9 protein-coding genes and 1 pseudogene are annotated in these 13,814 nt (G+C 70.9%); 7 read left to right on the forward strand and 3 right to left on the reverse strand.

What is annotated here, in order from left to right:
• The first annotated feature begins 122 nt into the window (after window positions 1-122).
• Window positions 123-986: a phosphatase PAP2 family protein gene (locus BIV24_RS06565; protein WP_071365232.1), complete on the forward strand. Its 864-nt coding sequence runs from the start codon at window positions 123-125 to the stop codon at window positions 984-986.
• Between the two features lie 37 nt (window positions 987-1,023).
• On the opposite strand, the gene BIV24_RS06570 is transcribed toward BIV24_RS06565, so the two are convergent.
• Window positions 1,024-4,014, reverse strand: coding sequence for a bifunctional [glutamine synthetase] adenylyltransferase/[glutamine synthetase]-adenylyl-L-tyrosine phosphorylase (locus tag BIV24_RS06570; protein ID WP_071365203.1), 2,991 nt, complete (start codon window positions 4,012-4,014; stop codon window positions 1,024-1,026).
• 104 nt (window positions 4,015-4,118) lie between these two features.
• Between BIV24_RS06570 and BIV24_RS36345 the strand changes: the two are divergent.
• Window positions 4,119-4,493, forward strand: a pseudogene (locus tag BIV24_RS36345) (DUF397 domain-containing protein); the annotation flags it as partial.
• 7 nt (window positions 4,494-4,500) lie between these two features.
• Here BIV24_RS36345 and BIV24_RS06575 read toward each other — a convergent pair.
• Window positions 4,501-5,862, reverse strand: coding sequence for a glutamine synthetase family protein (locus BIV24_RS06575; protein WP_071365233.1), 1,362 nt, complete (start codon window positions 5,860-5,862; stop codon window positions 4,501-4,503).
• Window positions 5,863-6,204: 342 nt separating this feature from the next.
• Here BIV24_RS06575 and BIV24_RS06580 point away from each other — a divergent pair, with 342 nt between their 5' ends.
• Window positions 6,205-7,383: a globin domain-containing protein gene (locus tag BIV24_RS06580; protein ID WP_071365204.1), complete on the forward strand. Its 1,179-nt coding sequence runs from the start codon at window positions 6,205-6,207 to the stop codon at window positions 7,381-7,383.
• Window positions 7,384-7,510: 127 nt separating this feature from the next.
• On the opposite strand, the gene BIV24_RS06585 is transcribed toward BIV24_RS06580, so the two are convergent.
• Complete coding sequence (locus tag BIV24_RS06585) at window positions 7,511-7,948, reverse strand: RrF2 family transcriptional regulator (protein WP_071365205.1); 438 nt, start codon at window positions 7,946-7,948, stop codon at window positions 7,511-7,513.
• 195 nt (window positions 7,949-8,143) lie between these two features.
• Here BIV24_RS06585 and BIV24_RS06590 point away from each other — a divergent pair, with 195 nt between their 5' ends.
• The 4 genes from BIV24_RS06590 (at window position 8,144) to BIV24_RS06605 (ending at window position 13,605) form a co-directional block, all read left to right on the forward strand.
• Complete coding sequence (locus BIV24_RS06590; RefSeq protein WP_071365206.1) at window positions 8,144-8,854, forward strand: thioredoxin-like domain-containing protein; 711 nt, start codon at window positions 8,144-8,146, stop codon at window positions 8,852-8,854.
• Window positions 8,851-9,474 (forward strand): DUF305 domain-containing protein, encoded by a 624-nt coding sequence (locus tag BIV24_RS06595; protein WP_071365207.1) that lies wholly within the window; start codon window positions 8,851-8,853, stop codon window positions 9,472-9,474. Before BIV24_RS06590 ends, BIV24_RS06595 begins: the two co-directional genes overlap by 4 nt.
• A 286-nt stretch (window positions 9,475-9,760) precedes the next feature.
• The gene (locus tag BIV24_RS06600) at window positions 9,761-11,692 is read left to right on the forward strand and encodes a S53 family peptidase (protein WP_071365208.1); all 1,932 of its coding nucleotides are present in this window, start codon (window positions 9,761-9,763) and stop codon (window positions 11,690-11,692) included.
• A gap of 158 nt (window positions 11,693-11,850) precedes the next feature.
• Window positions 11,851-13,605 (forward strand): NAD+ synthase, encoded by a 1,755-nt coding sequence (locus BIV24_RS06605; RefSeq protein WP_071365209.1) that lies wholly within the window; start codon window positions 11,851-11,853, stop codon window positions 13,603-13,605.
• Window positions 13,606-13,814 lie beyond the last annotated feature (209 nt).

The following is a 13,814-nucleotide window of genomic DNA, read 5'->3' on the forward strand; positions in this document are numbered from 1 at the left end:
TGTTGGGGCAGTAGGCAGTAGTTCTGCGGGTCCGGCGGGTGGCCGCAGGGTGGAGAACATGCGGCCGGAACCCTTCTGCCGGATGAAGGGTGGTTACGCCCCATCTGGCAGACTCTGTGCCCATGAGTGACAGGACCGTGACGGCGCTGGAAGGCCAGGGCGTTCCACACTCCGTCACGAACGAGGCGGAGAAGCGCGCGGGGCGGGGTCTGCTGCCCCGGCTCCGCGCCCCTCGCCGTCCGCGCTTCTGGTTCGAGATCCTGCTGATCACCGTCAGTTACTGGACCTACTCGCTGATCCGCAATGCGGTGCCGGAGCAGAAGGCCGCGGCGCTGACGCACGCGGACTGGCTCTGGCGGCTGGAGCACCATCTGGGGATCGCCGTCGAGGACTCGGTCAACCACGCCCTGAACGCGGCGACATGGCTGATCGTCGGAATGAACTACTATTACGCGACGCTGCACTTCGTGGTGACGCTGGGTGTTCTGGTGTGGCTGTATCGCAGCCATCCGGGCCGTTACACGGCGACAAGACTGGCCCTGTTCGCCACGACGGCCGTGGCGCTGCTCGGCTACTACCTCTTCCCGCTCGCGCCACCGCGCCTGATGTCCGGCGGCGGCTTCGTCGACACGGTGGTGGTGCACCAGACCTGGGGCTCGATGGCGTCGGGCGACCTGAAGCACATGTCGAACCAGTACGCGGCGATGCCGTCGATGCACATCGGGTGGTCGCTGTGGTGCGGCCTGACCGTCTACGCGCTGGCGAAGGTGTCGTGGGCGCGTGTCCTGGGCCTGCTGTACCCGGCGGCGACGCTCACGGTGATCGTCGCCACGGCCAACCACTTCTGGCTGGACGCGGTGGGCGGCATGGTGTGCCTGGCCTTCGGCTTCACCGTGTCGCGGCTGTGGTACGGCGCCCTGCCGTACACCCTGCCGCAGTGGGTGACGGGGGCGGGCGCGCCCGCGCTGCTGCCCGCGAAGGCGTGACGGGCGGCACTTGCCGCGTCACCGTCGCGCGCCGCGTTCACGCTTCGTAAAAGAGTTCCTCCATGACGGCGCGGGCCCTGCGCGTCGTACGCCGGTAGTCGTCGAGCATGTCGCCCACGTGGCCCGGCCCGTACCCCAGATAGCGGCCCACCGCGGCGAGTTCCCTGCTCTGGGACGGGAACGTGTCGCCCGCCCGCCCCCGTACCAGCATCACGGCGTTGCGCACCCGCGTGGCCAGCACCCACGCCTCGTCCAGGATCGCCGCCTCCTCGGTGGGGATCAGCCCGGCGGCGCACGCCGCGGCGAGGGCGTCGCGGGTGCGGGTGGTGCGCAGGCCCGGTTCCGCCCAGCCGTGCCGCAGTTGCAGAAGCTGCACCGTCCATTCCACGTCCGACAGGCCGCCCCGGCCCAGCTTCGTGTGGAGCGTCTTGTCGGCGCCCCTCGGCAGCCGTTCCGACTCCATACGGGCCTTCAGCCGCCGGATCTCCCGCACGGCGTCCTCGCCGAGCCCCTCCGCCGGATAGCGCAGCGGGTCGATCAGCTCGACGAACCGGCGGCCCAGGTCCTCGTCCCCGGCGACGGGCTCGGCCCGTAGCAGCGCCTGCGACTCCCAGACCAGCGACCAGCGCCGGTAATAGGCCGCGTACGACGTCAGGGTGCGCACGAGCGGCCCCGACTTGCCCTCCGGCCGCAGGTCGGCGTCGATCAGCAGTGGCGGGTCGGCGCTCGGGAGCTGGAGCAGCCGGCGCATCTCCGCGACCACCCGGTTCGCGGCCTGGGCCGCCTCTCTCTCGTCGACGCCCTCCCGCGGCTCGTGGACGAACAGCACGTCCGCGTCCGAGCCGTAGCCCAGTTCATGGCCGCCGAAGCGGCCGACGGCGATGACCGCGAACCGGGTGGGCAGTGTGTCACCCCAGTTGGCGCGCACCACCGCGCGAAGGGTGCCCGCCAGCGTCGCCGCCGTCAGATCCGATACCGCGCCGCCGACCAGGTCCACCAGGGCGCCCTGGTCCGGCAGGGCCGGTACGTCCTCGGTGCCGTACGAACCGACGATGTCCGCGGCGGCCGTACGGAACAGTTCGCGCCGCCGCACACCGCGCGCCGCTGCGACCGCCTGCTCGGCGTTGTCGGCGCGCCCGACCGCGGCGAGGATCTCCTGCTCCAAGTGGGCGCGCCCGCGGGGTTCGAGACCGTCGCCGTCGCCGAGGAGGGCCACCGCCTCGGGTGCGCGCATCAGCAGGTCGGGGGCGAGCCGGCCCGCGGACAGCACGCGGGCGAGGTTCTCGGCGGCAGCGCCCTCGTCCCTCAGCAGTCGCAGGTACCAGGGGGTCTTGCCGAGCGCGTCCGACACCTTGCGGAAGCCCAGCAGGCCCGCGTCCGGGTCGGCGGAGTCGGCGAACCAGCCGAGCAGCACCGGCAGCAGGGTGCGCTGGATGGCGGCCCTGCGGGTGACGCCTGAGGCCAGCGCCTCCAGGTGACGCAGGGCGGCCGCCGGGTCCGCGTAGCCGAGGGCGACCAGGCGTTCGCGAGCCGCCTCGGGGCTCAACCTGGCTTCGCCGGGGGCGAGTTGGGCGACCGCGTCGAGCAGTGGGCGGTAGAAGAGCTTCTCGTGCAGGCGGCGTACGGCGCTGGTGTGCCGCCTCCACTCCCGGGTCAGCTCGACGGCCGGGTCCGCACGCAGGCCGAGGGAGCGGCCGAGGCGCCGCAGGTCGGCCTCGTCCTGGGGGACGAGATGGGTGCGGCGCAGCCGGTAGAGCTGGAGGCGGTGCTCCATGGAGCGCAGGAAGCGGTAGGCGTCGTCGAATTGCACGGCGTCGACGCGCCCGACGTAGCCGCCGGCCGCGAGCGCCTTCAGGGCGTCCAGTGTGGTGCCGCTGCGCAGCGAGGTGTCGGAGCGCCCGTGGACCAACTGGAGCAGCTGCACGGCGAACTCGACGTCCCGCAGGCCCCCCGGCCCGAGCTTCAGTTCACGCTCGACCTCGCCCACGGGGATGTTCGCGACGACCCGGCGGCGCATCTTCTGCACATCGGCGACGAAGTTCTCGCGCTCGGCGGCCTGCCAGACGAGGGGGGCGAGGGCGGCGATGTACTCCTCGCCCAGTTCGCTGTCGCCGGCCACCGGGCGGGCCTTGAGCAGGGCCTGGAACTCCCAGGTCTTGGCCCAGCGCTGGTAGTAGGCGAGGTGGCTGCTCAGGGTGCGCACCAGGGGTCCGTTGCGGCCCTCGGGCCGCAGGTTGGCGTCCACGGGCCAGATGCTGCCCTCGACCGTCGACTCGGAGCAGATGCGCATCATGTGCGAGGCGAGCCGGGTCGCGGCCTGCACGGCCTTGCTCTCCTCGGTGCCGTTCACCGCCTCGCCGACGAAGATGACGTCCACGTCGGAGACGTAGTTCAGCTCGTGACCGCCGCACTTGCCCATCGCGATCACCGCGAGCCGGCAGTGCACGGCGTCGTCGGGGGCCGCGGCGCGGGCGATGGCCAGGGCGGAGCGCAGGGTGGCGGTGGCGAGGTCGGCCAGTTCGGCGGCCGTCTGGGCGACATCGATGGTGCCGCACACGTCGCGAGCGGCTATCGACAGCAGACAGCGGCGGTAGGCGACGCGCAGCGAGACGGGGTCGCCGGCCTCGGCGAGCTGCCGTTCGAACTCCTCCACCCCGGGGTGCAGGTCCTGCTGCTCGTAGGTGACCAGCGCCTGCCAGTCGCCGGCGTGACGGGCGAGGTGGTCGGTGAGCGCGGCGGAGGCGCCGAGGACCCCGAGCAGCCGGTCCCGCAGCGGCTTGGCCGAGATCAGCGTGTCGAGCAGCTCACGCCGGGCGGTGGGGGTGGGCTGCGCCTCCAGCAGCCGGACCAGCCCGTGCAACGCCAGATCGGGGTCGGCGGTCGCGCCCAGGGCGTCGAGCAGCACGGGGTCGGACCTTATCGGCGCCAGCTCGACGCTCTCCAGGAGCCGCTCGGCGGCGGAGGGGGCGGTGAAGCCGTGCCGCAGCAGCCGCGTGAAGGTGCTGCTCCTGCGCCCTGGCACCGTCATCCCGGCCTCCCGCCGAATCACACACGTCCTGGCCAGAGCGTAACCGGCCCAAGGGGCCATAGCCCCGGCTCCGGGGCCGCTCCTTCACGTGCAGCAGCGGGGACGGCAACCACTGCGTCGAGATCGCCCTGGCCCCCGGCGCGATTCATGTCCGGGACTCCAAGGTCCCTCAGAGCCCGCGGCTCACTGTGGCACCGACCGCGTGGGCCGACTTCCCGGCTCTCACGGGCGAGAACTGGTCTCCGACGCGCGACCTTTGTGAGGGACGCGGGCCGCGCCCTTGCACGGGGCCTGCGGCTGCGTCCCGTCCTCCCGTCACACCAGCGCGACTCCTTACGCGCGCATGCCGAGACAGGAGCAGCACCGACCGGCTACGGCGCCGCAGGCGAGCGGCGCGCACCGGACGGCCGGGGGCCGTGGGACCGCGGGGCCCACGCCCGTCGGCCCCTGCCCTCGGATCGGCGGGGTACCCGCCCTGACCTGCGCCTACAGCACCGGCAGGTTCTTCTTCAGCTCGAACGCCGTGACCTCGGAGCGGTACTCGTGCCACTCGGCCTGCTTGTTGCGAAGGAAGAAGTCGAAGACGTGCTCGCCGAGCGTCTCGGCGACCAGGTCGCTGTGCTCCATCAGGGTGAGCGCCTCACCCAGGTTCTGCGGCAGCGGCTCGATGCCCATCGCGCGGCGCTCGCGGTTCGTCAGGGCCCACACGTCGTCCTCGGCGCCCGGCGGGAGCTCGTAGCCCTCCTCGATGCCCTTCAGGCCGGCGGCCAGCAGGACCGCGTAGGCCAGGTACGGGTTCGTGCCCGCGTCCAGCGAGCGGACCTCGACGCGCGCCGAGCCCGTCTTGCCCGGCTTGTACATCGGGACGCGGACCAGGGCCGAGCGGTTGTTGTGGCCCCAGCAGATGTACGACGGCGCCTCTCCGCCCGCGCCCGCGGTGCGCTCGGAGCCGCCCCAGATGCGCTTGTAGGAGTTCACCCACTGGTTGGTGACCGCCGAGATCTCCGCCGCGTGCCGGAGCAGGCCCGCGATGAAGGAGCGGCCGACCTTCGACAGCTGGTACTCCGCGCCGGACTCGTAAAACGCGTTCCGGTCGCCCTCGAACAGGGACAGGTGCGTGTGCATACCGCTGCCCGGGTGCTCCGAGAACGGCTTCGGCATGAACGTGGCCTGCACGCCCTGCTCCAGCGCGACCTGCTTCATGACCAGGCGGAAGGTCATGATGTTGTCGGCCGTGGTGAGCGCGTCGGCGTAGCGCAGGTCGATCTCCTGCTGGCCCGGGGCGCCCTCATGGTGGGAGAACTCGACCGAGATGCCCATCGACTCCAGCATCGTGATCGCCTGGCGGCGGAAGTCCTGGCCGACGTTCTGCGGGGTGTAGTCGAAGTAGCCGGAGTTGTCGGCCGGGGTCGGCGGGGTGCCGTCGAGAGGCCTGTTCTTCAGCAGGAAGAACTCGATCTCCGGGTGGGTGTAGAAGGTGAAGCCCAGGTCGGAGCCGCGGGCGAGGGCGCGCTTGAGCACGTATCTCGGGTCCGCGAAGGACGGGGAACCGTCGGGCATGAGGATGTCGCAGAACATACGGGCCGCGCCCGGGGCCTCGGCACGCCACGGCAGGACCTGGAAGGTCGACGGGTCCGGCCTGGCGATCATGTCGGACTCGTAGACCCGGGCAAAGCCCTCGATGGCCGAGCCGTCGAAGCCGATGCCCTCGTCGAAGGCCTGCTCCAGCTCGGCCGGGGCCACGGCCACCGACTTGAGGAAGCCCAGCACATCCGTGAACCACAGGCGTACGAACCGGATGTCGCGCTCCTCCAACGTCCGGAGCACGAACTCCTGCTGCTTGTCCATCATCCGCTTCCTCATCCTTGCTGGTCAGGCCGCCTGTGTCCGCCGTCGCCACGGGAGGCGGTCGGGCACCTGGGCATCACACCACACCAGCGTTTCACGTGCATTGCGGACCGTGACCACCCGAGCGGGCCCCGGCCGAACGCCCCGCCTCCTGCGGGTGTGGTGCCCTGCCGCCCATCTTGCCCGCTCTCGCCCGTGTCCGTAACGGTCGATCGCGGTCCCGCAAGGGCCTGACGGCACTTTTCCCGCGTGAGTGATACCACCCCCGTTTAATTTGCATCTCAAATGCGACTTTCAATAGCGTCTCGCTCAGACGACCGACTGAGTCATCCAGGAGTCACGATGCTGTCCGAGCAGTCCGCGGTAACCGTCCGCGCCACCCTCCCCGCCGTCGGCGCGGCCATCGGCGAGATCACCAAGTCCTTCTACGGCAAGCTGTTCGCCGCCCACCCCGAGCTGCTGCGCGATCTGTTCAACCGCGGCAACCAGGCCTCCGGCACCCAGCAGCAGGCGCTCGCCGGTTCCATCGCCGCCTTCGCGACCTATCTGGTGGACCACCCCGACGAGCGTCCCGACGTGATGCTGGACCGCATCGCCCACAAGCACGCCTCGCTGCACGTCGTCCCCGAGCAGTACCCGATCGTCTACGAGCACCTGTTCGCCGCCATCGCCGAAGTGCTCGGCGACGCGGTCACCCCCGAGGTCGCCGGCGCCTGGAGCGAGGTCTACTGGCTGATGGCCAACGCCCTCATCGCCATCGAGAAGCGGTTGTACGAGCAGAGCCGGCAGACGGACTGGCGCGAGTGGAAGGTCGTCGAGCGGATCGAGGAGAACGCCGACGTCGCCACCTTCAAGCTGCGCCCCGTCGACGACGAGCCGGTGCCCGGCTACCGCGCGGGCCAGTACGTCTCGGTCGGCGTCCACCTCGCGGACGGCGCCCGGCAGATCCGCCAGTACAGCCTGACCGCGGCCCCCGGCTCGTCGGTGCGGCAGTTCGCCGTCAAGCGGGTCCACGGTGACGCCTCGACCCCCGACGGCGAGGTCTCGAACCACCTGCACGCGAACGTGCACGAGGGCGACGTCCTGCAGCTGTCCGCGCCGTACGGCGACCTCGTGCTGGACGCCACCGACGCCCCCCTGCTGCTCGCCTCCGCCGGCATCGGCGTGACCCCGATGATCGCCATGCTGGAGCAGCTCGCCGACTCCGGCCACCGCGCCCCGGTCACGGTCGCCCACGCCGACCGCTCCCCCGCCACGCACGCCCTGCGCGGCGACCACGAGGCCTTCGCCGCCAAGCTGCCGGACGCCGACGTGCACTTCTGGTACGAGCAGGACGCCCCCGAGTCCGCGCACACCGGCCGCGTCGACCTGACCAGCATGCCGATCGCGTCGGGCACGCACGCCTACCTGTGCGGTCCGCTGCCCTTCATGCGGGCGGTGCGTGCCCAGCTCATCGAGAAGGGCGTGGCGCCCGCCGACATCCACTACGAGGTCTTCGGGCCGGACCTCTGGCTCGCCTGAGGACTGCCTCGCCCATCAAAGGCAACCTCTCCCTGCCGCGGTGGCCGGCACGCCCTCTCGGCGTGCCGGCCACCGCCTTCGGCAGGGAGACGTTGCCTGTTGAGGCAGTACCACCGGATCGAACCGGTCAAGGACGCCTACGGGAGATCTCCAGCAGCAGCGGCCCGGTCGGTGCCGCGGCCACGTCCTCGATCGTCAGCGGGTCCAGCGAGGCGAAGAACGCCTCCTGGGCCTGCCGCAGGGCACCCCGCAGCCGGCATCCGGAGTTGAGCGGGCAGGGCGTGGTGCCCTCGCAGTCGACGACGTCACCGCTCCCCTCGAAGGCGCGCACGATCGCGCCGATCGAGGCCGTGCGCCCCGCCTCGGTGAGCGCCAGCCCGCCGCCCCGGCCGCGCCGGGCCTCGAGCAGCCCCCTGTGCCGGAGTTCGGCGACGATCTTCGCGGCGTGCGTGTACGGCACGTCCATGTGCTCGGCGACCTCACGGGTCGTGGGGCTGGAGCCGTCGGCGACGGCGAGCCGCATCAGGACGCGCAGCGCGATGTCAGTGGAACGCAGCAGCCGCATGGGGTTCAGCCTAAATAATGGGAATCTGCGGTTCAAATTATCGACACAAAAGCCGCCTCTTCGGTCACTCGTGTGTCTCTCCCCGCTCTAGCCCGTCCCCTCCCACTAGCATCAGCGGGCCCGCCGTCTCCCCCACCACCTCCACGAGCGCTTCGCGGGCACTGGCCATTCCACACCCTCCCTCAAGGACTCACCATGGACAGCGCCCACCAGCCCGGCACCGGCCCCACCGAGCGCATGGCGCGCCTGGAGGAGATGCGCCATGCCGAGCGCGTCCGCGGGCGCCGCAATCGGGTCCTGACGGTCGGGGCCGTGGTGGTCGCCGCCGGTCTCGTCGTCGGGGGTGTCGCCCTCGTCGAATCGCAGTCCGGCGACAAGGCCGTCGCGGCGAGCGCCGCGAAGACGAGCGATGCGAAGAGCGGGGTGAAGACAAGCGGCGCGAAGGACCCGGGCCACTTCGTCATGGGCGCCGACGGCGTGAAGACCTGGAAGGGCACGCTGGGCCGCACCCACACGACCAAGCCGGTGGCGTACCCCATGGAGCCTCCGGTCGGCGGCGACCACCACCCGGTGTGGCAGAACTGCAACGGCGACGTCTACACCAAGCCGGTCGCCGACGTGCATGCCGTGCACTCGCTGGAGCACGGTGCGGTCTGGGTCACCTACAGCAGCAAGGCGTCCAAGGCGGACGTCGACGCACTCGCGGCCAAGGTCAGCAAGACCCCGTACACGCTGATGAGCCCCGTCGAGGACCAGAAGGACCCGCTCATGCTCTCCGCCTGGGCACATCAGCGCACGGTGAAGAGCGCGAGCGACCCGAGCGTCGACGCGTTCTTCGCCCGGTTCGTCCAGGGCCCCCAGACGCCCGAGCCGGGCGCCGTGTGCACCGGCGGGATGTCCCGGTGAGGTACGCCGGCCTGCTCGCCGGCGCCACGGCGACGGTGCTCGTCGCGGCCGGGGCGATCACCTACGCGGTCGCCGAGAACGCCGGATCCACGACGCGGACCCCCACCGCCGACTCCGCGGACGCGGGCTTCGCCCGGGACATGGCGGTCCACCACCAGCAGGCCGTCGAGATGTCGTTCATCGTGCGCGACCGCACCGGGAACGAGGAGGTGCGCCGGCTCGCGTACGACATCGCGCAGACGCAGGCCAACCAGCGCGGCATGCTGCTGGGCTGGCTCGATCTGTGGGAGCTGCCGAAGGTGTCGCCCGATCCGCCGATGACATGGATGGGCATGGGCAAGATGGCCTCCGGCCAGGACGGCGCGCTGATGCCGGGTATGGCCACCGGCACCGAGCTGAAGAAGCTGAACACCCTGAGGGGCAGGCAGGCCGAGATCCTCTACCTGCAGTTGATGACCGGCCATCACAACGGCGGCATCCACATGGCCGAGGGCTGCGTCGCCAAGTGCACCGTGCGCGTGGAGAAGAGGCTCGCGCAGGGCATGGTCGACGCACAGCGGTCGGAGATCGAACTGATGACGGCCATGCTCAAGGCGCGGGGCGCGAAGCCTCGCGCCTGATGCCGCGCCCCACGACGCGACCCCGACGTCCGATCGCCGCGGAGGCAAGCGCTCCGCGGCGATCGCAACCATGCCGCAACAATCGAAGAGCCGTCGAAACCATTCCAAACACCCTCTGATTGTGGCTACTTGGCGTTTCCTTGGCTTTCTCATTCCCCTGGCATGAACCGTTCATCGAAAGAGTGGCCCCACCGCGTGATCCATTCACCGCGCCTTCAGCGCGCGGTGTTCTCCGCGGATCACCGACGGACCACTACATGCGACGAACCGCATCGCAGGGGGTTTTATGAGATCCAATCGCGCCAAGACGCGCGCCGGGGTGAGCTTGGCGGCGACTCTGCCGCTGCTCGCCGGCGCACTGGCGCTCGGCATATCCGCCGCGCACGCCGCGAACAGCCCCGACCGGGACGCGCTCGCGGGCACCAAACCCGCGTGGGCGACGGCCGTGGCGGACAAGGGTGCCACGAGCGACAACACCAAGGTCACCGCCCGGGTCTACCTCGCCGGACGCGACGCGGCGGGACTGACTGCCTTCGCGAAGGCAGTGTCCGACCCGAACTCGCCGATGTACGGCAAGTACTTGAGCGCCCAGCAGGCACGAGCGCACTTCGGTGCCACGAAGGCGCAGATCGCCGCGGTGACCAACTGGCTGAAGGCGTCCGGTCTGAAGGTCACCGGCACCACCCAGCGCTACATCGCCGTCACCGGTGACGCGGCGGCCGTCCACAAGGCGTTCGGCACCCGACTGCACAACTACGCCAAGGGCAAGCGGACTTACCGTGCCCCGGCGCAGACGGCATCCGTCCCCGCCTCGCTCGACGGCGCGGTCCTCACCGTCACCGGCCTGGACAACGCCCCGCACAAGGCGAACCACAAGGACACGCTGCCCCCGCCGGACGACGTCTTCCGCAACTCCGGCCCGTTCTCGTCGTACCACGGCTCCACCGTGGCCACCACGCTGCCCAAGGCGTACGGCCAGCAGATCCCGTACGCGGTCAAGGGCTACACCGGCAAGCAGCTGCGCGCCGCGTACGGCGCGGGCCAGGCGACCGGCAAGGGCGTGACCGTCGCGATCACCGACGCGTACGCCTCCCCGACCATCGCCCAGGACGCGGCCGCCTACGCCGGGAAGAACGGTGACGCGCCCTACGCGAAGCGTCAGCTGACCCAGGTACTGCCGAGCGACTACACGGACACCGAGGAGTGCGGGGCGGCCGGCTGGTACGGCGAGGAGACCCTCGACGTCGAGGCCGTGCACGCGGTCGCGCCCAAGGCGAACATCGTGTACGTCGGTGCCGCCTCCTGCTACGACGACGCTCTCATCGACTCGCTGGGCAAGATCGTCGACGGGCACCTGGCGGACATCGTCTCCAACTCGTGGGGCGACATCGAGGCCAACGAGACCCCGGACGTGGCCGCGGCCTACGACCAGGTCTTCCAGCTGGGCGCGGTCCAGGGCATCGGCTTCTACTTCTCCTCCGGCGACGACGGCGACGAGATCGCCAACACCGGGACGAAGCAGGTCGACACCCCCGCCAACTCCGCCTGGGTGACCGCGGTGGGCGGCACCTCGCTGGCGGTCGGCAAGGGCGACACGTACCTGTGGGAGACCGGCTGGGGCACCCAGAAGGCGACGCTGGCCCCGGGCGGCAAGAGCTGGACGAACTTCCAGTTCAACTCGGGTGCGGGCGGCGGCACCAGCAGGACCGTGCCGCAGCCCTTCTACCAGAAGGGCGTCGTGCCGAACTCGCTCGCCACGGCGTACAGCCGGGCCGGCAACCGCGTCGTCCCGGACATCGCGGCGATCGCCGACCCGAACACCGGCTTCCTGGTCGGCCAGACGCAGACCTTCCCGGACGGGTCGCAGCAGTACTCCGAATACCGCATCGGCGGCACCTCGCTCGCCGCTCCGGTGATCGCGGCCGTCCAGGCGCTCGCCCAGCAGGAGCGCGGCAAGCCGATCGGCTTCGCCAACCCGGCGATCTACGACCGCTACGGCTCGAAGGTCTATCACGACGTGGTGGACACGCCGACCGGCAAGCAGCTCGCGGTCGCCCGCGTGGACTACGCCAACGCCTTCGACGCGACCGACGGTCTGCTCACCTCGGTGCGCGCCCTCGGCAAGGACAGCTCCCTGAAGGCCGTCCGCGGCTATGACGACGTCACCGGTGTGGGCTCGCCCGCTCCCGGCTACGTCGAGTCGTGGCGCCGCCACTGAGCACCGGTTCACGCTGTACGCCACAGCGCGCCCGTCCCTCGTCACCGGGGGGCGGGCGCGCCGCGTCGGGCGTCCCCTTCGCCGTGGAGTGCCCCACGTGGGGCGGCCCACACCCCCATTGTGTCGCTCTGACGATTACTGGCGTCTAGACTGGGCGCGTGCCTCAACTTCGCCTCGCCCTGAATCAGATCGACTCGACGGTCGGTGATCTCGCCGCAAACGCCGAGGCCGTCGTCCGTTGGACCCGGCACTCCGCCGAGCAGGGAGCGCATCTGGCGGCGTTCCCCGAGATGGCGCTGACCGGGTATCCCGTCGAGGACCTGGCCCTGCGGTCCTCCTTCGTCGAGGCCTCGCGGGCGGCCCTGAGGGACCTCGCCGCACGGCTCGCCGACGAGGGTCTCGGGGAGCTGCCGGTGATCGTCGGCTACCTCGACCGCAGCGAGAGCGCCCAGCCGAAGTACGGCCAGCCGGCCGGCGTCCCGCAGAACGCGGCGGCGGTGCTGCACCGCGGGAAGATCGCGCTCACCTTCGCCAAGCACCACCTTCCCAACTACGGCGTCTTCGACGAGTACCGCTACTTCGTGCCCGGTGACACGATGCCGGTCCTGCGGATGCACGGGATCGACATCGCGCTCGCCATCTGCGAGGACCTGTGGCAGGAAGGCGGTCGTGTCCCGGCCGCGCGCACCGCGAAGGCCGGACTGCTGGTCTCGATCAACGCCTCGCCCTACGAGCGGGACAAGGACGACACGCGTCTCGAACTGGTCCGCAAGCGGGCCCAGGAGGCGGGCTGCACCACCGCCTACCTCGCCATGATCGGCGGGCAGGACGAGCTGGTCTTCGACGGGGACTCGATCGTCGTCGGACCGGACGGCGACGTGATCGCGCGGGCGCCGCAGTTCGCGGAGGGGTGCGTGGTCCTGGACCTCGACCTGCCGGCGGCGGAGGCGGACGCCCCCACGGGCATGGTGGACGACGGCCTGCGCATCGACCGGCTGGTGCTGTCCGAGGAGCCGCTGCCGGCGTACGAGCCGGAGCGGACGGGCGGGTACGCCGAGCGGCTGGAGGACGATGAGGAGGTCTACTCGGCGCTGGTCGTGGGCCTGCGGGCGTACGCGGCGAAGAACGGCTTCCGGTCCGTCCTGATCGGTCTGTCCGGCGGCATCGACTCGGCGCTGGTCGCGGCGATCGCCTGCGACGCGGTCGGTGCGGAGAACGTGTACGGCGTGTCGATGCCGTCCAAGTACTCCTCCGACCATTCGAAGGACGACGCGGCGGAGCTGGCGCGGCGCACGGGCCTGAATTTCCGCACGGTCCCCATCGAGCCGATGTTCACCGCTTACATGGACTCGCTGGGCCTGACCGGGCTGGCGGAGGAGAACCTCCAGTCCCGTCTGCGCGGCACGCTGCTGATGGCGATCTCCAACCAGGAGGGCCACATCGTGCTGGCGCCCGGCAACAAGTCGGAGCTGGCGGTGGGCTACTCGACGCTGTACGGCGACTCGGTGGGCGCCTACGGCCCGATCAAGGACGTGTACAAGACGTCGATCTTCCACCTGGCGCACTGGCGGAACCGGGCCGCCGAGGAACGCGGCCAGACCCCGCCGATCCCGGAGAACTCGATCGCGAAGCCGCCGAGCGCGGAGCTGCGCCCGGGCCAGGTCGACACGGACTCACTGCCCGACTATCCGGTCCTGGACGCGATCCTGGATCTGTACGTGGACCAGGACAAGGGCGCGGACGAGATCACGGAGGCGGGCTTCGACCGCCAGCTGGTCGTGAAGACGCTGCGGATGGTCGACACGGCCGAGTACAAGCGCCGCCAGTACCCGCCGGGCACGAAGATCTCGGCGAAGGGCTTCGGCAAGGACCGCCGCCTGCCGATCACGAACAGGTGGCGCGAGCACGCGTAGCGCTCCGCCGGGGGCGCCCTGCTGCGCCCAAGACCGTTCGGGGCGCGCGGCCGAGCGGGCTCACCTCTGCTCAGTCCACAGGAACGGTGCCCCCGGCTTGGGTTTCCATACCGGGGGCTGCCGTTGCCGCGGCGGCGTGGGGGCTCAGCCGCGCAGGCTCTCCGCGGACTCCGGGACATGCGCCGCCACCAGCCGTTGCCGCGGCGGCG

It is taken from the genome of Streptomyces colonosanans, assembly GCF_001866645.1.
Taxonomy (GTDB): Bacteria; Actinomycetota; Actinomycetes; order Streptomycetales; family Streptomycetaceae; genus Streptomyces; species Streptomyces colonosanans.

Coding starts and splice junctions, on each gene's coding strand:
- BIV24_RS06565 (WP_071365232.1), top strand. CDS start 123: ATGAGTGACAGGACCGTGACGGCGCTGGAAGGCCAGGGCGTTCCACAC.
- BIV24_RS06570 (WP_071365203.1), bottom strand. CDS start 4,014: ATGACGGTGCCAGGGCGCAGGAGCAGCACCTTCACGCGGCTGCTGCGG.
- BIV24_RS06575 (WP_071365233.1), bottom strand. CDS start 5,862: ATGGACAAGCAGCAGGAGTTCGTGCTCCGGACGTTGGAGGAGCGCGAC.
- BIV24_RS06580 (WP_071365204.1), top strand. CDS start 6,205: ATGCTGTCCGAGCAGTCCGCGGTAACCGTCCGCGCCACCCTCCCCGCC.
- BIV24_RS06585 (WP_071365205.1), bottom strand. CDS start 7,948: ATGCGGCTGCTGCGTTCCACTGACATCGCGCTGCGCGTCCTGATGCGG.
- BIV24_RS06590 (WP_071365206.1), top strand. CDS start 8,144: ATGGACAGCGCCCACCAGCCCGGCACCGGCCCCACCGAGCGCATGGCG.
- BIV24_RS06600 (WP_071365208.1), top strand. CDS start 9,761: ATGAGATCCAATCGCGCCAAGACGCGCGCCGGGGTGAGCTTGGCGGCG.